Source organism: Tsukamurella ocularis (genome assembly GCF_965138335.1).
In the GTDB taxonomy this organism is placed as follows: domain Bacteria; phylum Actinomycetota; class Actinomycetes; order Mycobacteriales; family Mycobacteriaceae; genus Tsukamurella; species Tsukamurella ocularis_A.
Genome location: NZ_CBCSDV010000001.1, coordinates 78,008 through 99,344, shown reverse-complemented (window position 1 = coordinate 99,344; position 21,337 = coordinate 78,008). Strand labels below are relative to the sequence as shown.

Here is a 21,337-nt window from a genome sequence, read left to right as displayed (position 1 = left end):
ATGCCCCGCGCCGGAGAACACGTCGTCATCATCGGCGGGACGAGCAATCTGGGGCTCGAGATCGCGAAAGCGGCGAACGCGCTCGGAGCCCGGGTCACCGTCGCAGGCCGGCACCAGGACAAGGCCGACAGTGCCGCCGCGGAAGTGGGAGACGGGACCGGTGCCTGCACCTGCGACCTGACCGACTGGGACTCCCTCCACCGCATGTTCGCGACGATCGATTCCGTCGACCACCTGATCCTCACCGCGCTCGACCGCGACCACAACACCATCGCCGACTTCCGGCCGGACGACAGCGCTCGGACGATGCTGATGAAGACGGTCGGCTACGCGGTCGCCGTGCAGGCAGCACTCCCGAGGTTCACCGACACCGGTTCGGTCGTCATGTTCAGCGGCCTGTCGATGTGGACGCCCATGCCTGGGTCGACGACCATCTCGATGGCCAACGGCGGCGTCATCGGCTTGATGAACTCGTTGGCGACCCAGGTCGCGCCGGTCCGCGTCAACGCGGTCACCCCGGGCGTCGTGACCGGCACCCGCGCCGTCGACGACGCCGACCCGGTCCGGGCCGAGCAGTACGAGCGACTCCGGCAGCGCACCCCCGGAAAGCGGCTGCCCACCACGGCGGACATCGTCGCCGCGACCTTCGCGCTCACCGACAATCCCGGCCTCAACGCGGCGAACCTCGTCGTCGACGCCGGCATGCACCTGGCCTGAGGCCCGCGCCCGGCGCCCCGGGCACAACCGACTCCACCACTCGAGCAACCCCCGCGACACCCGCGTGCAGGGGGTGGATCGGTGGTGCCCGCGAATCCCCGCTCAGCGTCACCCCTAGGAGCCACCATGACCACCACCATCGAGACGGACGTCCTCGTCGTCGGCGCAGGCCCGTGCGGCCTCACCATGTCGGCACTGCTCGCCCGCCGGAACATCGCCGCCGTGACCGTGACCCAGTACCCGGGCACCGCGCACACTCCCCGCGCGCACATCACCAACCAGCGCGCGATGGAGGTCTTCCGGGACCTCGGGATCGAGGACGAGGTCCGCGCCCAGTCCATCCCGAGCGAACTCATGGGACAGAACGTGTGGGCCACCGGTTTCGCCGGCACCGAGCTCGCACGTGCCCACGCCTGGGGATCCGGCGAGCGCCGCGCCGCGGACTACGCCTGCGCGAGCCCCACGTCGATGTGCAACATCGGCCAGCACACGCTGGAGCCGATCCTGTTGAAGCGCGCGTGCGAGTTGGGCGCCGACATCCGCTTCAACACGCAGCTCATCGAGATCTCCCAGGACGAGGACGGAGTCGACGCACTCGTGCGCGACCGCGTCACGGGCGAGGAGACCCGCATTCGGGCGAAGTACGCGGTGGGCGCGGACGGCGGGCGCAGCACCGTGGCGGAACAGATCGGTTTCGAGTTCGACGGCGAGACCGGCCTCGGCTCGGCGGTCAACGTATGGCTGGAGGCCGACCTCACGCAGTACCGGGCCGAGCGACCCGGCGCGCTCTTCTTCGTGATCCAACCGGGCCGTGACTTCTGGCTCGGCTCAGGCACCTTCATCACCGTCGAGCCCTGGCGGGAGTGGGTCCTCATCGTGATGTACGACCCGGCGGTCGAGGAGATCGACAAGTCCGAGGAGGCGATGAAGGAACGGGCACGAAAGATCATCGGCGACGACGACGTCGAGATCACGATCAAGAACATCAGCGAGTGGCAGATGAACCACGTCGTGGCCCGCGAGTACCGGAAGGGCCGTGTCTTCATCGCCGGCGATGCGGCGCACCGCCACCCGCCCGCCAACGGTCTCGGATCGAACACGTCGGTGCAGGACGCGAGCAATCTCGCGTGGAAGCTCGCGCTGGTGGTGTCCGGGCAGGCGGGCGACGGACTCCTCGACTCGTACAGCCAGGAACGCCGGCCGGTGGGCAAGCAGGTCGTCGATCGCGCGATGAAGAGCGTCGCGCAGCTCGGAGAGTTGACGCAGGCGATGGGTATCGAGGCGGGGCAGGACGCCGAAGCCGGCGACGCCGCGCTCGCGGAGCTGTTCGGGGACACGCCGGAGGGCAGCGCGAAGCGGGACCGCGTGCACGAGGTCCTGCAGGGCGCCGACTACCAGTTCAACGCGCACGGAGTCGAACTCGGCCAGCGATACCGGTCCTGCGCCGTCATCGGCGACGAGCCCTTCCCGGCGTACGACCGCGATCCGGAGCTGTACTACCACCCGACCAGCACCCCGGGCGCCGTGCTGCCCCACGCCTGGCTCGAAACCCCCGACGGCCCGGTCTCGACCCTGGACCTGGTCCGGAACGGCGACTTCGCCGTCATCACCGGCATCGGCGGCGAGTCCTGGGCCGAGGCGGCACGCCGACTGTCGGCGGAGCTCGGCGTCACCATCACCCCCTCGATCGTGGGCGCGCGACAGGGCTACGACGACCCCTTCGGCGAGTGGCGCGCGTCGTGCGAGATCGCCGACGACGGAGTGCTTCTCGTACGCCCGGACCGGCACGTGGCCTGGCGGGCGGCATCCCTCTCGGAGTCCCCCCTGGCGGATCTGCGCGCCGCCGTCACCACCCTGCTCGATCGCTGACCCGACCCGAATCGGAACTGGAGAAACAAGAATGGACATCGGACTGCTCATCCTCCGCCTGCTCCTCGGCACCCTGATCGCCGGGCACGCCCTGCAGAAGCTGACCGGCGCCTTCGGCGGACTCGGACCCGATGGGACCGCGCCGATCTTCGAGAAGTGGGGGCTGGTGCCCGGTAAGCCCCTGGTGGTGCTGGCCGCGCTCCTCGAGTTGCTCGGCGCACTCCTCGTGGTGTTCGGACTGGCGACCCCGCTCGGGGCCGCGATCCTGGTCGGCGTCATGGCCGTCGCGGCCTCGGTCAACGTCGCCAACGGTCTGTGGGCACAGGGCGGAGGCTACGAGCTGGCGCTCGCCTACGGCGGAACGGCTGCGGCGCTGTGCTTCACCGGGCCCGGTGGATTCTCGCTGGACCGCCTCATCGGACTCGACGGGTACGACTCCACGACGGCCGGCGTCGTCGCCGTGATCGTCGCGGCGGTCGCCGCGGCCGCCTTCATCGGCTACGCGAGCCGGCACAAGGGACGCTCGTCCGTCGCCACGGAGGCCTGAGCGTGGACAAGGAGATCACCGCGATCGCCGATGCCGTGCGCGACATCGGCGACGGGGCCAGCATCGCCGTCGGCGGCTTCGGCCTCAACGGCATTCCCGATCAGCTCATCGCGGCGGTCCTCGATACCGGCGCACGCGAGCTGCACACGGTGTCCAACAACTGCGGCGTGGACGGTCTGGGCCTGGGGCGCCTGCTCGCGCAGCACCGGATCCGGCGCACGATCGCCTCGTACGTCGGCGAGAACCGCGAGTTCGCACGCCAGTACCTCGCGGGGGAACTCGAGGTCGAGCTGGTGCCGCAGGGCACCCTCGCCGAGCGCCTGCGGGCCGGCGGCGCCGGGATACCCGCCTTCTACACCCCTGCGGGCGTGGGAACCGCCGTCGCCGAGGGCGGCGTGCCCTGGCGATTCCACCCCGACGGGACGACGGCGGTGCCCTCCCCCGCGAAGGAGGCGCGGGAGTTCGACGGGCGCGGGCACATCCTGGAGCGAGCCATCGCCACCGACTTCGCCCTCGTGCACGCCTGGCGCGGGGACCGTCACGGGAACCTCGTGTACCGCCGGGCGGCGGGCAACTTCAACCACCTGTGCGCAACGGCCGGGCGCGTGACGATCGCCCAGGTCGAGGAGCTCGTCGAACCGGGCGAGATCGAACCCGAGCAGGTGCACACGCCGGGGGTGTTCGTGCAGCGCGTGGTCTGCGTCGGCCCCGTGAGCAAGCCCATCGAGAAGGAGACCACACGATCATGAGCCTGACCGAGGCGGAACTCGCGGCGCGGGTCGCGCACGAGCTTCCCGACGGCGCCTACGTCAACCTGGGGATCGGGTTGCCCACGCTGGTACCGAACTTCATCCCGCGGGAGCGCACCGTCGTGCTGCACTCCGAGAACGGCATCCTCGGGGTGGGCCCGTACCCGGAGGCCGGCCGCGTGGACGCGGACCTGATCAACGCGGGCAAGGAGACGGTGACGCTGCTCCCCGGCGCCGCTCTCTTCGACTCCGCGGCGAGTTTCGGCATGATCCGCGGCGGCCACATCGACATCGCCGTCCTCGGCGCGATGCAGGTCTCCGCAGCGGGTGACCTGGCCAACTGGACCATCCCCGGGAGAATGATCAAGGGCATGGGCGGCGCGATGGACCTGGTCCACGGTGCGCGGCGTGTGATCGTCATGATGAACCACCGCGCCCGCGACGGTGCCTCGAAGATCGTCGAACGGTGCACGCTACCGCTGACCGGCTCGGCGTGCGTGCACCGGATCATCACCGATCTCGCCGTCATCGACGTCACGTCAGCCGGTCTCCAGCTCGTCGAGTGCGCGCCCGGAGTCACCGAGGCGGACGTCCGCGAGGCCACCGATGCGGAGTTGATCGCATGACCGCACCACGCATCCGCAAGTTGCTCGTGGCGAACCGCGGCGAGATCGCGATCAGGGCGTTCCGCGCGGCGTACGAATCCGGAATCGCGACGGTGGCGGTCTATTCGCACGAGGACCGGAACTCCGCGCACCGGACCAAGGCCGACGAAGCCTACGAGATCGGCACCGCCGGGCACCCCGTTCGGAACTACCTGGACGTCGAGGCGATCATCGCGGCGGCGAAGCGATCCGGGGCCGATGCGATCTACCCCGGCTACGGCTTCCTGTCGGAGAATCCCGAGCTGGCGTCGGCCTGCGCGCGCGAGGGTCTCGTCTTCGTCGGGCCCTCCGCCGACGTCCTCGAACTCGCCGGCAACAAGTCCCGCGCGATCGCAGCGGCCCGCGCGGCCGGCCTGCCCGTCCTCGAGTCGACGGCTCCGTCCGCCGACCCCGACACGCTGCTGGCCGCGGCCGAGGAGATGCGATTCCCCGTCTTCGTCAAGGCCGTCGCCGGCGGCGGAGGCCGCGGCATGCGTCGGGTGGACGACCCGTCCAAGCTCCGCGAGGCGATCGAATCGGCCTCCCGGGAAGCGGAATCCGCCTTCGGGGATCCGGCCGTCTTCATCGAGCGCGCGGTGATCGAACCCCGGCACATCGAGGTCCAGATCCTCGCCGACACGCACGGCGACGTGGTGCATCTGTACGAGCGCGACTGCTCCGTCCAGCGGCGCCATCAGAAGGTGATCGAAGTGGCGCCCGCCCAGGGGCTGGCACCGGAGATCCGGGACCGCCTGTGCGCCGACGCCGTCGCCTTCGCCCGGCGGATCGGCTACAGCTGTGCGGGGACGGTCGAGTTCCTGGTCGACGGTGCGGGACAGCACGTCTTCATCGAGATGAACCCGCGGATCCAGGTCGAGCACACCGTCACCGAGGAGGTGACCGACGTCGACCTGGTGCGCGCCCAGTTGCAGATCTCCTCCGGCGCGACGCTCGGTGACCTCGGGCTGACGCAGGATGCGATCGTGGTGCACGGCGCCGCGCTGCAGTGCCGCATCACCACCGAGGACCCCGCCAACGGGTTCCGGCCCGACACCGGGCGGATCACGGTGTACCGCACGCCCGGCGGCAGCGGGGTACGGCTCGACGGCGGAACCGCGTTGGGGGCCGAGGTCGGCGCCTACTTCGACTCGATGCTGGTCAAACTGACCTGCCGCGGCAAGGACTTCGGGACCGCGGTCGACCGCGCCCGGCGCGCGGTGACGGAGTTCCGGATCCGCGGTGTGGCCACCAACATCCCCTTCCTCCAGGCGGTCCTCGACGAACCGACGTTCCGGAACGGCGCGGTGACCACCTCCTTCATCGAGGAGCACCCGCAACTGTTGACCCGGCACAGGTCGGCGGACCGCGCGTCGAAGATCCTCGCGTACCTCGCCGACGTCACCGTCAACAAGCCGAACGGAACCCGGCCCACATCCGTGTATCCGAACGACAAGCTCCCCGAGATCGACCTGGCGGTCCCACCGCCCGACGGTTCGCGGCAGCGGCTCCTCCGGCTCGGCCCGGAGGGGTTCGCCCGCGCGCTCCGCGAGCAACCGGCGCTGGCGGTCACCGACACCACGTTCCGCGACGCACATCAATCGATCCTGGCGACCCGGCTGCGGACGGCGACTCTCCTCGCCGTCGCGCCGCACGTCGCCCGGATGACCCCGGACCTGCTGTCGATCGAGGCCTGGGGCGGCGCGACGTACGACGTAGCCCTCCGGTTCCTGCACGAGGACCCGTGGGAGCGTCTGGCGCTGCTCCGCGACGCCGTCCCCAACATCTGCCTGCAGATGCTGCTCCGCGGGCGGAACACCGTGGGGTACACACCGTACCCGGATCGGGTGAGCCGGGCGTTCGTCGCCGAGGCGGCCGCCACCGGGATCGACGTGTTCCGGATCTTCGACGCGCTCAACGACATCGAGCAGATGCGGCCGGCCATCGACGCCGTCCGGGACACCGGGACCGCGATCGCCGAGGTCGCGATGAGCTACACCGGTGACCTGTCGGACCCGGCCGAGGATCTCTACACCCTGGACTACTACCTCGCGCTGGCCGAAAGCATCGTCGAGTCGGGGGCGCACGTCCTCGCCATCAAGGACATGGCCGGACTGCTCCGCGCGCCGGCGGCCACGACTCTCGTCGGCGCGCTCCGCCGCGAGTTCGATCTCCCGATCCACGTCCACACGCACGACACGGCCGGCGGCCAGTTGGCGACGTACGCCGCCGCGTGGGCCGCGGGTGCGGACGCCGTCGACGGTGCGAGCGCGCCGCTGGCAGGGACCACCAGCCAGCCCTCGCTGTCGTCGATCGTCGCCGCCGTCGCGCACACGGAGCGCGACACGGGCCTGGACCTGAACGCGGTCGCGGACCTCGAGCCGTACTGGGACGCGGTGCGAAAAGTGTACGCGCCGTTCGAGATGGGCCTCAACGCACCGACCGGCAGGGTCTACCACCACGAGATCCCCGGCGGGCAGTTGTCCAATCTGCGGCAGCAGGCGTCCGCGCTGGGGCTGGGGGATCGATTCGAGGAGGTCGAACGGAACTACGCGGACGTGGACCGGCTGCTCGGCCGGATCACCAAGGTGACGCCGTCGTCGAAGGCGGTGGGCGACCTCGCCATGTCGCTGACGGGGGCCGGAACCACGGTGGCGGAGTTCGCGGCGTCCCCGTCCACGCACGACATTCCCGACTCGGTGATCGGCTTCCTGCGGGGCGATCTGGGGGATCCGCCCGGCGGCTGGCCGGAGCCCTTCCGCTCGCGCGCGCTGGCCGGGCGCGATCCGGCACCCGAACCGGCCGCGCTCAGCGCGGCGGACGAGGCGGGGCTGGACGGCGCCAAAGCCATCCGCCGCACCACCCTCAGCCGGCTGTTGTTCCCCGGGCCCACCCAGGAGTACCTCGACCACGTCGACACGTTCGGCGACACCACACGGCTGTCGACGAATCAGTTCCTGTACGGCCTCCGCGAGGGCGAGGAGCACAGGATCGAACTGGAACCGGGCGTCGTCCTGATCGTCGGCCTGCAGTCGATCTCGGAGGCGGACCAGCACGGGATGCGCACGGTGATGTGCCAGCTGAACGGCCAGCTGCGACCGGTCCAGGTCCGCGACCGATCGATCGCGGACCAGGTTCCGGTGGCCGAGAAGGCCGATCGCAACGATCCGGGGCACGTGGCCGCGCCGTTCGCCGGTGTCGTGTCGCTCTCGGTCGCACCGGGCGATCCGGTGGAGAGCGGGGCGACCATCGGCGCGATCGAGGCCATGAAGATGGAGGCCGCCATCACCGCGCCGATGGCGGGCGTCGTCGAGCGCACGGCCATCGATGCCGTGGCCCAGGTGGAGGCGGGCGATCTACTCTTGGTGGTGACCCGAGCGCCGATGTGAACGACCGCCGCCGAGTTCCTTCGAGGCGGCGCAGACCAGAGCATTCCCCCGGACGAACGGAGCAGCCCTCATGAGAACGATCGCCGACCAGGTGGTCGAAACCCTCAGCGCGAGCGGTGTCCGGCGGATCTACGGGATCCCCGGAGACTCTCTCAACGGAGTCACCGACTCCCTGCGGAAGCTCGGCACCATCGACTGGGTACACGTCCGGCACGAGGAGGCCGCCGCCTTCGCGGCGNCCGCCGAGGCCGAGATGACGGGCGAACTGGCGGTGGCGGTGGGGAGTTGCGGCCCCGGGAACCTCCACCTGATCAACGGCCTCTACGACGCGCACCGATCGCGCGTACCGGTCCTGGCCATCGCCGCGCACATTCCGACGAGCGAGATCGGGACGAACTACTTCCAGGAGACGCATCCGCAGGAGTTGTTCCGGGAGTGCTCCGTGTTCTGCGAGTACGCGGCGGACGCCTCGCAGCTGCCGCACCTGCTCGAGATCGCCATCCGCACCGCCGTCGAGAAGCGCGGCGTCGCCGTGCTCGTGATCCCGGGCGACGTCGCGCTCGCCGAAGCCGATGCGAGTCGCCCCGCGGCGATCCGCGCGGGCGGAGCGGTCGTCACACCGCCCCCGGGCGAGGTGGCGCGCGCCGCCGCACTACTCGATCGCGCGGAGCGGATCACGATCCTCGCCGGCGCGGGCTGCCGCGGTGCGCGCGAGGAGGTCCTCGCGCTGGCCGAGGAGCTCGCGGCCCCGATCGTGCATACCCTGCGCGGAAAGGAGGTGATCGAGTACGACAACCCCTACGACGTGGGGATGACGGGCCTCCTGGGCTTCGCGTCGGGATACCGGGCGATGGAGGAGTCCGACCTGCTGCTCATGCTGGGCACCGACTTCCCGTACCGGCAGTTCTACCCGAAGCATGCACAGGTGATCCAGGTCGACATCCGCGGCGAACAGCTGGGCCGCCGGCACCGCGTCGACATCGGGATGGTGGGAACGGTCAAGGACACCGCCGCCGCGCTGCTGCCGCTGATCCGGAGGAAGGCCGACCGGGGGCACCTGCAGGACTCCCGCGCTCACTACCGGCGCACCCGGGCGAAGCTCGACGAACTCGCGACCGTCTCGAAGCGGAACGCGGCGATCCACCCGCAGTACCTGGCCGCGTTGATCGATCGGTACGCCGATGAGGACGCCGTGTTCATCCCCGATGTCGGCTCGCCCGTGGTCTGGGCCGCCCGGTACCTGACGATGAACGGCCTGCGCCGCCTCATCGGTTCGTTCTCGCACGGCTCCATGGCGAACGCTCTGCTGCACGCCATCGGCGTCCAGGCGTCGCACCCCGGGCGTCAGGTCGTCGCGCTCGCCGGAGACGGAGGGCTGTCCATGATGCTCGGCGAGCTGCTGACGCTCACGCAGAACGGCCTCCCGGTGAAGACCGTCGTGTTCAACAACTCGTCGCTGAACTTCGTCGAGCTGGAGATGAAGGCGGCGGGCTTCGTCACGTACGGGACCGACCTCGCCAATCCCGACTTCGGCGCGGTGGCCGCGGCCTTGGGGATCTGGGGGCGCCGGGTCAGCGATTCGACGGAGTTGGCGGGTGCGGTGGAGGAGTTCCTCGCGCACGACGGGCCGGCCGTGCTCGACGTCGTCACCGAGCGGCAGGAGCTGTCGATGCCTCCGACCATCACGGCGGAGCAGGTGAAGGGGATGACCCTGTACGCGATCCGCACGGTGATGTCCGGTCGCGGCGACGAACTCATCGACCTCGCGCGCGCGAATCTCCGCCAGCTCTTCTGAAAGCGGGGCGCCGGTGCCGGCGCTACCGCTGCGCGGCGAAGGCGCGCGCCCGCGCGTCCAGGGCGCGGGCCATCGACCGGATCTCCGCCGAGTAGCGCTCGACGACCGCCTCGGGATTCCCCAGGACCCCCGCCGCGGTGTAGTCCTCGCGCGCGATCGTCAGCTGTGGCTGTTCGTCGATCAGATCCGTCTTGACGAACCGGAGGACCTCCGCGAGCTGTCGGGCCGACATTCCGCCCCCGCGGCCTCCGTAGCTGACGATCGCCGCCGGCCGCCCGTTCCACTCGTCGTAGAGGTAGTCGATCGCATTCTTCAGGGAGGCCGGGTATCCCGCGTTGTACTGCGGCGTGACGAAGACGATCGCATCGGACTCGAGGATCTCCCGCGACCACGCCTGGGTGTGATCGTGCGCGTACTGATGCAACGCCGCCATCACCGGCTCGTCCAGCAGCGGCAGGCCGATCTCCCGGAGGTCGAGTATCCGCACGTCGCTTTCACTGACACTCGAGATCTCCTGGGCCATCTCAGCAGCGAGCTGATCACCGATGCGCACGGGCCGCGTACTCCCGATCACCACACTGATCCGAGGGCGGTGGGATTCCTTCATCCGAACTCCTTTCGAACGGTCCGCAACGGTCGACGGTGCGGCACAGCGGTTCCGCCCCCGGGATCCGGGTGCGCCGCATCGCGGCGCACCCGAAGGCACCGAAGGTCGGCCCGGGTCAGACGCTCGCGGTCGCGGCGAGCTTGCGCTCCGCATCGGCGCCGGGCCCCTGCGTGGCCTCGGCCTGTGCCCGCTGGTACGACTCGATGAGCAGCTGGTAGTTGGTCATCACACCCGAGTACAGCGATGCGAAGTCGGCGGCCTCGGGGCGGTTCCAGGTCTGCTGGACCTCGCTGGCCACGGCCACGGTGTCGACCGGGGAGACACCCGCCTGCACCATGCGGGCCATTGCGATCTCCTGCGACAGCTTCGAGTAGGTGCCGGACGCGTCGATGACGCCGAAGACCTTGTAGCCCTCACGGGTGGCGCTGATGGCCGGTTCCGCGAGGCACACCGAGGTGATGACCGCCGCCATGATCAGCGTCTTCCGGCCGGTGGCCGCGACGGCATCGCGGAAGGCCTCGACGTCCCAGGCGTTGATCTCGCCGTTGCGCGGGATGTAGGTCGCTTCGGGCACGATCTCGTGGATCTCCGGCATCAGGGGGCCGTTCGGGCCCTGCGGCACCGATGCCGTGGTGATCACGGGAATCCCGGCGAGCTTCGCGAGCTTGGCCAGCGCGATGGTGTTGGCGCGGACCTGGTTGAAAGGCTGGTCGTGCACCACCTGGAAGAGGCCGCTCTGGTGGTCGATGAGCAGCAGCACTGCGTCGTCAGGATCGATGAGCCCGAGGGAATCAGTCATGGTGGAACTCCTTGAACGGATCGGTGGTCGGGGCATCCCGGCCAATGTCATTCAAATTTGAATGATTCAAATTTGAATGACATGAGATTAGCCGCCCCTGGGACGCTTGTCAACGGGTGCTGACCTGCGCACTTCAGCGCGATGACCCCTGGGCCACGGTCAGCCTGCGGCAGCCTCGATCAGCTCGAGGTCGCGGACGCAGTAGCGGTGGTGCTCGAAGGTCTCGGTGAGCACCGTGCGCAGACACTGCCGCACCGTGCGGCCGCGGGCGTACGGCGGCCAGACGTCGTCGTCGGGAACCGGCGCCGGCGCGTCGAGCCGCTCCGCGGTGACCCCGCCGAGCCACGCCTCGAGCTCGGCGGCCTGAGCGGCGCGCACCGCCGCGACCTCGTCGAGGGACGGATCGGCGGCGAGGTCCAGCCCGTGCGCCCCGCGGTAGGGCGCGATGTCCGGGCCGAGCCCCATCGGCGTGAAGACGTCCCGGGAGCCCAGGCAGCAGCGCCGGAACCAGGAGTCGTGGACGAAGACGAGGTGCCGCAGGGTCTGCATCGCCGACCACTCCCCGTGCACCGTGCGGTCCTCGATGCCGGGTGCGCGGCGGATGCGCCCGATCGTCGCCGCCCAGTCGGAATGGAGCGTGGTCGCCGCACGGCGCAGGTCGGCGGGGGCCTCGGAGCGGATCAGCGCGCGTACCGGGTATCGCCGGTCGAGCTCGGCCTCCACGTACCCGGTGACGTCGACGCCGTTCACCACCAGATCGGAGACGAGCCCGTCGATCACCACGTCCTGCATCACCGCCCCGACGAAGCGCGCCCCGGACAGGTCGCACTCGCGGAACTCCGCCCCGCTCAGATCCTCGTCGACGTACCGGACCATGCTTCGCATCGTAAGTCCGGCCGCCGGGGCGTGTAGGGTCCCGACCTACCTGGCGACTGTCAGCCTTCTCACCTGCACTGCATCACGCAGTCCCACGGAGTTGGCATCTCGCCAGTCCCAGCAACATGGCATTTCCACCACAGCATTCAGGCCGTCGCCGGACTCCCACTCCAGCAGCAGTACCGTTCCCACAGCCTTCGACAGGTCGTAACTAGAACTGGGTCTACGAATTGATCAGCCGGACCACGTAGGGCATCGCGCCGTCGGTGCGCAGCGGCGATACTTTGACCGTCGATCCGGACTCGGGTGCCTCAAGCATCTGGTTGTCACCCAGATAGAGCGCTTCGTGCTGGCTCGCATTCGGGCCGAAGAAGATCAGGTCACCCCGCTTGATCTCAGCGAGCGGAACCTTCTTGCCGATGTTGTACTGGTAGCCGCTGTAGTGCGGGAGCTTGATGCCGACGGCAGCAAATGCGAACAGCGTCAGGCCCGAGCAATCAAATCCCGGGTTCTCGAAGTCACGGAAGGTATCGGCAACGCCGCCGTCGCGGACCCCGACGGTGGGGCCGTTGATATCACCACCCCCCCAGGAATATCTGGTGCCGACCACCGACAGGCCCCGGGCAATGACCGTGTCAATCATTTGCTTGCCCGACATCGACGCGACTGACACAGGCGCTACTGGTGCCTGGATTGCAGGCACCTGGGCTGCCGCTTGAGCCGGGACCTGGGATGCGGTCTGCGGTTGCGGCGTGAACCCGAACAGGTTGCTCAGTTGCCCGAGCAACGACGACGCTGCGGTCGCGGCCGACGGTGGCCCCCCGGGCGCCGACACTGCCGGTGCCGCAGAAGGAGCCGCTACGGGTGTGCTTGCGTTCGGGGGTGCCGCCGGTGCAGGAGCCGGCTGCGAGGAAGGCACCGTCACTGTCTGCTGTTCGCTGACGACGTATTGGTCATAGATCCGCTGCTGACCTGCGGCATCCCCGGACTTCGCCTTCGCCTCGGCGAGCGCCCTTGCGGCCGTCTGCCGACGCAAATCCAACCGTCGGCGTTGATCGGTCGCCGAACGCAGCGCCTCCAGGGTCTGGGCCACCGACCCCTGCGCTCGGGTGCGGCGGTCGGCAGCCGCGCCAGCCGCTGCATCCGCGGAGATCTTCGCGATCCGCGCAGCATCGCGGCTCGATCGCGCCCGCCGCCGGGCGTCATTGAGGCCGGTGACAGTACCTGCCTGGGCGGCAGCAACGCGCCGAAGAACCGCAGTGCGGTCTACCGCCGTCTGCCCATCCGGGGCGGTCAGAGCATCCGCGACCCCGCCCGAGGTGTTCCCCTGCATGTAGGCGGCGCGGAGCATCTCATCGAGCCTGCGCTGAGCAGCATCCACTGCCTGGTCGGAAGCCACGGCCTCCCGATCCGCAACTACTACTGCATTCGTCGCGGCCCGCGCAGCGTCGGCGGCCAACGCCACGTCGATCACCGCCTTGTTCACCGACTGCCGCCGAATGTCAACGTCGTTCTGCAAAGCCGCGATCTGCTGATCAAAGTCCGCAAGGCGCACGATCAACGAAGGAACCACCGCGACCGAGTGACCTGCTCGAGGGTCGTCTCCCACGTGCCGCGCCCACGCAGGATCCGCTCCGCCGACCACGATCGCAGCCACGATCGTCACCGCCGCCGCCCGCTGCATTCCAGACGCCCATCGATGCTGATTCACCACGGAACATCTCCTTCAACGAGCCGACCGCCCCCCGCGGGGAGGTTGCGCCCACGCGAGGGGATCAGAAGCGGAATATTGTTGGTGCGCAATCTTTTTACGCAAAGTTTGACGCGCCGCACCGGCACCCCTTGAGTACCATCCGAACCGTACGTCACAGACGCCACAGAGGGAAGCGGTGATCGAGCAGATGCAGAGCCTTAACTGCCACCTACAATGGGGTTGGCCTGCGGTATTCAAGATTCAATCAAGATCCTGCTACTATCCACGATAGTACTAAGGAGGAGTGCGACCCTTGCCTGGTGAGTTGGAATCCGCGGTCATGCAAGTGCTCTGGGACAGTGAGCACGCCTTGAAGGTGCAGGAGGTGGTCGATGCCCTCGACACCGGGCGGGCACTGGCCTACACCACGGTGATGACGGTTCTAGACAACCTGCACCGCAAGCAGTGGGTCCAACGCGAGAAGGTCGGCAAGGCCTACTTCTACGAGCCGACACTCAGCCGCGCGGAGGCTGCGACCCAGGCGCTGCGTGACGTGCTGGATGCATCCGGCGATCCTGAGGCAGTGCTGCTGCACTTCACCGAGTCCGCGTCGGACGAGGAATCAAAGGTCATCCGGCGGGCACTACGCCGTCGGTCACGGCAGCAATAGACTAAGCCCGGTGCGCGAGATCCGAATCCGGACCCGGATGGAGGGAATGAGTACACGATGACGGTGTTCGCGGCATTGGTCGTCGCGGCGGCTGCGATCGCGGCTGCCGGACCTGTGCTGCTCACCCGCGCGGGGCGTACGCGGCTCGATCCAGTTGCCCTGCTCATCGGCTGGGTGGGAGCGCTGGCAATGCTTGGACTGCTGACGGCGTTAGCGATCGTGGCACTGTTGCTGCCGCTGCACGCAGACTACTCGGTAACCACTGCGTTCGGAGACTGCTGGTCCCTGGCGGTCCATGGCACCGTGCCGCAGGGACGCCGGGCGACCGGCGCCGCACTAGCCGCGCTCATTGCGGGCTCCGTCGTGATCTCCGGCGTGCGCTGCGTCTTCGTCCTCGCGCGCCGGCGGGCGGTCGCGACGTTGCATTGCGACCGAATAAGGCTGGTGGCCAGTCCAGCCGCCGGGGACGGCCGAGTGTGGTGCCTCGAGCACGACGCCCCCTTGGCATTCGCCATCGCCGCACCCAGGGGCGGGATGGTGGTGATCTCCCGCGGCCTACAGACCTTGTTGGCACCCTCCGAGCTGGCGGCAGTGCTGGCACACGAGCACGCACACCTCCGCGGTCGCCACCACCTGATCGTTGCCATCACTGAGGTCATCGGGCAGGTCCTGCGCCCGATCCCGCTGTGCCGGAACGCCCCGAGCGCCGTGCGGGAATTGGTCGAGGCGATCGCTGACGGAGCAGCAGCACGCCGTTGCGGGGCGGCCACGGTACACCGGGCCCTGCTGCAGATGGCCTCCGCACAATCGGTGCGGCAGCGATCAGGGACAGCCGGGCGGGGCCCTACTCTGGCGATGGCGACCACCGCGACCTCGGCGCGGGCCCGCCGCCTACAGCTCCCCGCAGCGAGCCGCAGTGCTCGCGTGCGCCACTGCGGCGCGGTCGCCGCGGCCACCGCCCTGGGATCAGCCGCTACGGTGGCGCTTGCAGCCCTCGTCGTGTCCGCTATTTCCTGCCCAGCGCTCTAGCCCGCTGCGCCCGTGGCGCAGCGTGACAGAGAGATTTGCCTGTTCCCCGGGGGGGCCAACTGCGCAGCAACATCCGCTGCGACGCTTCATCGTGACTAGCGAGTGCGACCCACGAGTCGCATTTCAGCGACCGTACACCGAGTCCCGAGCGCCTACGTCCTTGAGCCACTACGCTCCGGTGCCGCTATTCGACGAGTCACGAATGCCGATGCCCGGCGGTCGTGTCCACAGCCACAGGCATCTTCGCCGAGGGGTCGCACACCCCGGCGGGGCATTCGCTCACCTGTAGCGGATGCTCAGGCTCGCCGCCCCGCCACGACCACCGTATCCCCCAGCGGGTGGCGACCGCGGCACCCATGGCGAGGGCCGAGACGACAGCAACCAGGGGCTGCAGCGGCGCCCACAGCGTCAACGCTCCCGACGCGCCCAACATCGCGACGACGACCTTGTTACACAACGGGCACCCCACCGCGAGCGTCGACAGGACCACACCGGAAGTGCCTCGCACAGCACCACGATTCCACCCGGCCACCACCGGAGCTGCCAGCCAGGCGGCCGCGAGAACGGTCACCACCACGAGGACGAGGTAGTCCCACCAGCGCACCGGCGTCATCCGGGTGAAGACAGGATTGGGAAGCACTCGGGAGGGGATCGCGATCACCAGTGCGATCAGCGCACCGCCAGCCGCTGCGTGCCACCACCGCACCCGTCCAATGACCGCCCTGCGGTTCATACCACTCACAGTGCACCCTCCTCACCTCGCGCTTGTCTTTCCTCGAACTCAGCATAACTACTAGATCACATAGTAGTTCTTGGTGGCGGGCCTGCCCGCCCCTCATCTACTATTCAACATAGTAGTTACCTACTAAGCGTGTTAGTAGCTCAATCTCGGGAGAGGCCTGATCGATGAAACATCTCTCTAGCGTGCCGGATCCAGACGTGGGCCTTCCAACGGTGACCGAATCCGTCGGCGCGCCGGTGCGGCATGACGCGGTGCAGGCGTCGGAGAGGATCTCGACGATCACCGGTCCGGTGGGCGGTTGCGACCCAGTGAACGAAGCGGAGCCACAAGGACTGTCCGCTACGTACGTGCTAGACGCGGTCAGCGCTCCCGGTGCGCTCCGGATGCAGTACGAGGGCCTACGGATCGGCGCCGAGGCCGACGATACGCAAGGGCGATTCACCTGCCAGCGCGATGTCAGTCTCGCGGCGGCCCGCGGGCGGCCGGTCGCTGTGACCGAGCGGCTATCGGGGATCCCGGCAGGCGAGTGGGATATTCGGGTGCGAGCAGCGTGGACACCGGCTGCGACGCAGGCGGGCGAGCTGGCGGGCGAGATGAAGCTTCCGGACCAGCAGATGCGGGTCCGGACGGTGTTCGCGCCTCTGGCACACGGGCCCGCGGTGGCAGCGTGGTGTTGGCCGCTGCTGGTGGGGCTCGGCGCTGTCGTCGCGGTCGCGCTCATGGCAGTGAACGTCTCCCTCGCTGGCGGCTCTGCATTCGCGGCGGTGGGGATCAGCGGTGTGGCCTGTGCTGTGGGGTTTCTCGGCGCGCGGTTGTGGTTCTTGGCAATCCATCGGATGCCGCTACGGAAGCTGCTGTCCTCCGGAGCCTGCATTCAGGGGTTCAACGCCGCTGCCGCGGTGGTCTTGGTGATGGGGGCGCCGGCGATCGGACTGTCATGGGGCGCGGTGCTCGATTCTGCTGCCCCGGCACTGCTCGCAGGGATGGCCGTCGGGAGGCCGGGGTGTTGGCTGACCGGCTGTTGCGCTGGAAAGGTCACCGTGTCGCGGTGGTCACTGTGGTCATCGGATCGGAGGGTGGCCGCTTCACGCTATCCGGTGCAGCTGTTTGAAGCTGCGGCGTGCGGGACGCTGGCGATAGGGGCCGAATTCCTGTTCCTGGGCGTCCGGCACTCGGGAGCGATCTTCGTGATCGGACTCGCTGCCTACGCGCTGGTCCGGCAGGTGCTGTTTCCGCTGCGCTCCGACCCGCACACTCGGTGGGGGCGTACCGCAGTCGCAGCAGGTGCTACGGCCGCGATCGCGGTGGCGATATGGGTGATGACGTTGTGACGAGTCGGCGGGGCTACCGGGATGTGCTCAGACAGATCCGGACTGCCTCGCCCATTCTCCGTCCTGGTCAGCGGCCTTCCGACGACGCCAGGGCGCTGGCTTTGGTCCACTGCTGCCAGGGCACACTCCAGTCACCGTTCTGCCATTGCTCGAGAGGTGCGCCGCCAGTGTTGCGGATTTCGACGATGTCGCCGGGGACCGAGAAGTCGAAGAACCATCGAGCGTTGTCACCGTTGAGGTTGAGGCACCCGTGGGAAGTGTTCGTGTTGCCCTGCGCCCACACAGAACTGTCGAGTTGGTGCAGGTAGATACCGTCTGTGCTGATCCGTGTCGCGTAGTTGATCGTCTGTTTGTACCCCAAGCGCGAGTTGATCGGTAGCCCGTAGGTGGACGAGTCCATCACCACCGGGTTCGCCTTGTCCATCACGGTGTAGATGCCCCGTTGGGTCCAGAAGCTGATGGTGTTGCCGTTGATGATCTCGCTGCCGCCCATGCCCATGGAGGTGGGCATCGTACGGACGAGATTACCGCCGTCGTAGACGGTGACCGTCTTGGTCGCGTCGTCGGCGATCGAGACATGCGAGGCGCCGATGGTCGCACTGGCACGCACGTCCTCGGCGCCGTAGAGGCGCTCGCCCAGGCGGACACCGTATAGCGCGGCGTCCACGGTGATCTGAGTGCCCGGCGTGTGGTATTTCTCAGGTCGCCAATGCGCTTCGGTATTCGAGACCCAGCACCACGCTCCCTCGACCGCGGGTGTACAGGTGACTTTCATACGACGTTCTGCCTCGGCGCGGTCTGCGATGTCGGTGTCGAACTTCGCCACCAGCACCAGCCCCACACCGTAGGTCCGCCCTTCGCCGACCGGGGTGCCCGCCGTCGTTGCCAGCTCCATCGTCGCCTGCGCCTGTGGCGCGAGAGTGGTGAACGTGCTCTGCCGTTCGGTCCGGCGTCCTGCCTCATCGACCGCGACCGCTCGCAAGCGGTAGGTGCGGCCGAATCCAAGGGGCTCACCGGCCGACCAGGATTTGCGCGGTGCGTCCAACGTGCCGGCAACGGCGCGTCCCGCCTCGTTGGTGAGCGTGACTTCGGCGAGGGCGCCGGTGCCCACGACACGCACAGTGACCGGTGTGCGGGGTGTGACCTCCGCGGCGCCGTCGGCCGGCGCCAGCTCGATCAGTGGCACGGCGCCCGACGGTTTCGGTGAGGACGAGGATCCGCTCAGCGGCACCGCGCCCCGCTCGGCACCGCAGGCGGACGTGATCGCGACGGCTCCGATTCCGGTTGCCGTCCGCGCCAGCAGAGTTCGCCGTTGCAGAACCATTCAGCCTCCCTCGACCCGCCTCATCACGCAACTACTAATTTGCATAGTACTTTATGGTGAGTGGTCGAGCCCGCCAGGTCCGCAGGCGAGGTACTCTCACCCGCTCCGCCGGTACAGGTACCAGGCGCGGCGAGTCGTCGAGCAGGTGCGGGTGGGTGTTCTGACCGTTCCATCGACTGAAGCGCTCACTTGCCCGGAAGCGAGGGTTGCGCCCTAGCAACAGCGTCCTCGATGTCCTGTACTGATCGGAAGACCAGCGGGTCCACGATCCGCTGCACGGAGCCGTCGGGGCGGACGAGAAAGGACAGCGGCAGCAGGGGCGGGATCTGCAGTGTCCTCGCGACCGCGCCGTCCGCGTCGATGATGCTCGGGTACGCGAGGGCGAGATCGGTGGCGAAGGTACGAGCGTAACTCTCGACGTCGCGGACGTTGATCCCGAGTACCTGGACTGCTTCGGGGCGTTGGGCATAGCGCGAGAGGATCGGCATTTCTTCGCGACACGTCCCGCACCAGGACGCCCAGAAGTTGAGCAAAGTGGTTCTGCCTGCGGTGAGTTGTCCGAGGTTGATCACATCGGGGGTAGTGAGGCAGGGCTCGGACAGATCTGCCAGGGGCCCAACGGATCGGGCTGATACCGATTTCGTTCCGCCGCACTGCGGTTTAGGTACACCGCGGGCTGAGCTGGCCTGGAGTGGGGCCTCGGTTCCAGTGCGGGTGCCGGTGGAGGCGGTATCGTGGTCTCCTGGTTTTTCCGTGAGCGAATGCGCGGTCGAGACGGCGATGAGCAGCAGCGCGGCAGCGATCGCAATAAGGGCCAGTGCGTACCGGTGCCGGCGATGCCACGGCGGGGTTGAGGCGCACTCGTCGGGTCCGGGGGGAAGGGCGACGCTCATGGTGTCTTCTGCTCGTCGATGGGCACGGGCGTCGTATCGGCGGGGACCGACTGTTTGAGACCGGTGGTGCGACGTGCGCGCCGTTTGATCACCGTTGCGGCGATCAGGGCCGCAGCGGCCAGGGCGGACGTGACCGCTTCGGGCAACGCGCCCCAGCGGGTGGCGAGTGTGAGCCGGTCGTCGAGGGGAACAGTCGCGATCAGAGTATCCGCGCTGAACAGTGCGGACTGGTCGGTGACCGTCCCGTCCGGGGTCACGACAGCGCTGACGCCACTCGTCGCGGCGATCAGGACGGTGCGGCGGTGCTCGATGGCCCGCAGTCGGGACATCGCCAGTTGTTGGTACGACATGGCCGTGCGGCCGAAGGTCGCGTTGTTAGTGGGCACGGTGATCAGCTGGGCTCCACCGCGTACAGATTCACGGACGAGGTCGTCGAAGGCCACTTCGTAGCAGATGGCAGCCGCGGTCGGTATGCCAGCGAGGGTGACAATGCCGTCACCATCGCCAGGCACGAACCGGCCGGCCTTGTCGGCGTATGCGGACAGGCGGGTCGCGAGCGGCCGCATCGGTAGGTACTCCCCGAAGGGCACCAGTCGCCGCTTGATGTGTTGCTGTCCAGGACCGGAGCCGGGGTTCCAGACGATGGAGACGTTGCGTGATGTGCCGTCGTCGGCGGAGAGCACTGCACCGACGAGGACAGGTACGCCGAGCCTGTTGACCGTCTCATCGATCCGCGCGCGCACCTGCCGATCGCGCAGCGGGTCGATATCCGAGGCGTTCTCGGGCCAGACGATCATGGCGGGCCGGGGCATCTGGCCAGATTCGATGGCACTGGCGAGGTCCTCGGTGCGTCGTAGGTGATTCTCGAGCACTGCGGCACGCTGAGCATTGAAGTCCAGTCCTAGGCGGGGAACGTTGCCTTGGATCACCGCAACGGTCACGCTCGCTCGCGGTTCGTACGCTGGTAGCGCGATTAGGAGTGCTGCGCCGGCGAACGGGAGGATGCCACCAAGCGACGCACGGACAGCAGCGCGCGGTGACCTCCGCAGTGCCGCGCGGACCACGGCGAAACCGGAGCACCCGATGAGGGCGACCGCGAACGAGACGGCCGGTGCGCTGGCGATCGCGGCCAACTGTACGAGAGGCCCATCGGTCTGCCCGAACGCCAACTTTCCCCAAGGGAACCCGCCGAATGGCAGGCGGCTGCGCAGTGCCTCCGTCGCTGTCCACGCGCAGGCGCACCACAGCGGGTAGCCGGGGAGAACCACCATCCGGCTGACCAAGGCGCCGAACACCGCTACCGCGACGGCTTCGACCGCGGCGAGCGCGATCCACGGCCCAGCCCCAACGTAGATGCCTACCCACGGAAGCAAGGGCAGGAAGAACGCCAGCCCCGCGGCGTAGCCGTACAGCAGGGCTTGGCCGATTCCGCAGCCCCACACGGCGGCGACCACGAGCGCGACACCGACCGGCGCCGCTCCCCACAGCGCGGTGGGTGGGAACGAGATGAACATCGCTCCGCCGCCGGCGGCAGCCAGAAGTAGCCTGACCGCTGTGTGCGTCCACGGCCAATGAGCCGGCCCCCACCGAGTGGATGTCGCGGATGGGAGCCTTCGTGCTGTCTGCGTGGTCACGAGTGAGATCTCCTCAATTCTGGACCGTGGTG

Annotated in this window: 18 protein-coding genes and 1 pseudogene; 11 read left to right on the top strand and 8 right to left on the bottom strand. The window is 68.6% G+C overall.

Annotated features, from left to right (window positions below; all coding sequences use genetic code 11):
* From ACNAYW_RS00505 to poxB, 8 genes and pseudogenes are all read left to right on the top strand, one after another.
* Entirely contained in the window at positions 1-717 is a 717-nt protein-coding gene (locus tag ACNAYW_RS00505; RefSeq protein WP_415847811.1) for an SDR family oxidoreductase, read from the top strand.
* Between the two features lie 126 nt (positions 718-843).
* Positions 844-2,586 (top strand): FAD-dependent monooxygenase, encoded by a 1,743-nt coding sequence (locus ACNAYW_RS00500; RefSeq protein WP_415847810.1) that lies wholly within the window; start codon positions 844-846, stop codon positions 2,584-2,586.
* A 31-nt stretch (positions 2,587-2,617) separates the two neighbouring features.
* Positions 2,618-3,133 carry a DoxX family protein gene (locus tag ACNAYW_RS00495; protein WP_415847809.1) on the top strand — a complete coding sequence of 172 codons (516 nt, stop codon included), beginning with the start codon at positions 2,618-2,620 and terminating at the stop codon, positions 3,131-3,133.
* Positions 3,134-3,135: 2 nt separating this feature from the next.
* Positions 3,136-3,882, top strand: a complete 747-nt coding sequence (locus ACNAYW_RS00490) for a CoA transferase subunit A (RefSeq protein ID WP_415847808.1) — start codon at positions 3,136-3,138, stop codon at positions 3,880-3,882.
* Positions 3,879-4,508: a 3-oxoacid CoA-transferase subunit B gene (locus tag ACNAYW_RS00485; RefSeq protein ID WP_415847807.1), complete on the top strand. Its 630-nt coding sequence runs from the start codon at positions 3,879-3,881 to the stop codon at positions 4,506-4,508. Before ACNAYW_RS00490 ends, ACNAYW_RS00485 begins: the two co-directional genes overlap by 4 nt.
* Complete coding sequence (locus ACNAYW_RS00480) at positions 4,505-7,912, top strand: pyruvate carboxylase (protein WP_415847806.1); 3,408 nt, start codon at positions 4,505-4,507, stop codon at positions 7,910-7,912. The genes ACNAYW_RS00485 and ACNAYW_RS00480 overlap by 4 nt, the downstream gene beginning before the upstream one ends.
* Positions 7,913-7,982: 70 nt before the next feature.
* Positions 7,983-8,150 (top strand): annotated as a pseudogene (locus ACNAYW_RS00475) (thiamine pyrophosphate-binding protein); the annotation flags it as partial.
* A 1-nt stretch (position 8,151) separates the two neighbouring features.
* Positions 8,152-9,707, top strand: a 1,556-nt coding sequence (poxB, locus tag ACNAYW_RS00470) for a ubiquinone-dependent pyruvate dehydrogenase (RefSeq protein ID WP_415847805.1), incomplete at its 5' end; no start/stop codon positions are given.
* 22 nt (positions 9,708-9,729) lie between these two features.
* On the opposite strand, the gene ACNAYW_RS00465 is transcribed toward poxB, so the two are convergent.
* The 4 genes from ACNAYW_RS00465 to ACNAYW_RS00450 form a co-directional block, all read right to left on the bottom strand.
* Complete coding sequence (locus ACNAYW_RS00465) at positions 9,730-10,314, bottom strand: NADPH-dependent FMN reductase (protein ID WP_415847804.1); 585 nt, start codon at positions 10,312-10,314, stop codon at positions 9,730-9,732.
* Between the two features lie 115 nt (positions 10,315-10,429).
* Positions 10,430-11,113, bottom strand: coding sequence for an isochorismatase family protein (locus ACNAYW_RS00460; protein WP_415847803.1), 684 nt, complete (start codon positions 11,111-11,113; stop codon positions 10,430-10,432).
* A 159-nt stretch (positions 11,114-11,272) separates the two neighbouring features.
* Positions 11,273-11,989 (bottom strand): DinB family protein, encoded by a 717-nt coding sequence (locus tag ACNAYW_RS00455; protein ID WP_415847802.1) that lies wholly within the window; start codon positions 11,987-11,989, stop codon positions 11,273-11,275.
* A gap of 223 nt (positions 11,990-12,212) precedes the next feature.
* The gene (locus ACNAYW_RS00450; protein ID WP_126195761.1) at positions 12,213-13,703 is read right to left on the bottom strand and encodes an NlpC/P60 family protein; all 1,491 of its coding nucleotides are present in this window, start codon (positions 13,701-13,703) and stop codon (positions 12,213-12,215) included.
* A 283-nt stretch (positions 13,704-13,986) separates the two neighbouring features.
* Here ACNAYW_RS00450 and ACNAYW_RS00445 point away from each other — a divergent pair, with 283 nt between their 5' ends.
* Both ACNAYW_RS00445 and ACNAYW_RS00440 read left to right on the top strand, forming a co-directional pair.
* A complete protein-coding gene (locus tag ACNAYW_RS00445; protein ID WP_040765956.1) occupies positions 13,987-14,352 on the top strand; it encodes a BlaI/MecI/CopY family transcriptional regulator in 366 nt (121 codons plus the stop codon).
* Between the two features lie 57 nt (positions 14,353-14,409).
* Positions 14,410-15,381, top strand: a complete 972-nt coding sequence (locus ACNAYW_RS00440) for a M56 family metallopeptidase (protein WP_019201638.1) — start codon at positions 14,410-14,412, stop codon at positions 15,379-15,381.
* A 196-nt stretch (positions 15,382-15,577) separates the two neighbouring features.
* Here the strand turns inward: ACNAYW_RS00440 and ACNAYW_RS00435 are convergent, their stop codons facing one another.
* Positions 15,578-16,114: a hypothetical protein gene (locus ACNAYW_RS00435; RefSeq protein ID WP_019201637.1), complete on the bottom strand. Its 537-nt coding sequence runs from the start codon at positions 16,112-16,114 to the stop codon at positions 15,578-15,580.
* A 221-nt stretch (positions 16,115-16,335) separates the two neighbouring features.
* Here ACNAYW_RS00435 and ACNAYW_RS00430 point away from each other — a divergent pair, with 221 nt between their 5' ends.
* Positions 16,336-17,454 (top strand): prolipoprotein diacylglyceryl transferase family protein, encoded by a 1,119-nt coding sequence (locus ACNAYW_RS00430; RefSeq protein ID WP_158635062.1) that lies wholly within the window; start codon positions 16,336-16,338, stop codon positions 17,452-17,454.
* Between the two features lie 67 nt (positions 17,455-17,521).
* On the opposite strand, the gene ACNAYW_RS00425 is transcribed toward ACNAYW_RS00430, so the two are convergent.
* The 3 genes from ACNAYW_RS00425 to lnt all read right to left on the bottom strand — a co-directional run bounded on the left by ACNAYW_RS00425 (position 17,522) and on the right by lnt (position 21,185).
* Positions 17,522-18,778, bottom strand: coding sequence for a L,D-transpeptidase (locus tag ACNAYW_RS00425; RefSeq protein WP_019201635.1), 1,257 nt, complete (start codon positions 18,776-18,778; stop codon positions 17,522-17,524).
* A 185-nt stretch (positions 18,779-18,963) separates the two neighbouring features.
* Positions 18,964-19,671, bottom strand: coding sequence for a TlpA family protein disulfide reductase (locus tag ACNAYW_RS00420; RefSeq protein ID WP_081585946.1), 708 nt, complete (start codon positions 19,669-19,671; stop codon positions 18,964-18,966).
* Positions 19,668-21,185 (bottom strand): apolipoprotein N-acyltransferase, encoded by a 1,518-nt coding sequence (gene lnt / locus ACNAYW_RS00415; protein WP_019201633.1) that lies wholly within the window; start codon positions 21,183-21,185, stop codon positions 19,668-19,670. The genes ACNAYW_RS00420 and lnt overlap by 4 nt, the downstream gene beginning before the upstream one ends.
* Positions 21,186-21,337: the final 152 nt, after the last annotated feature.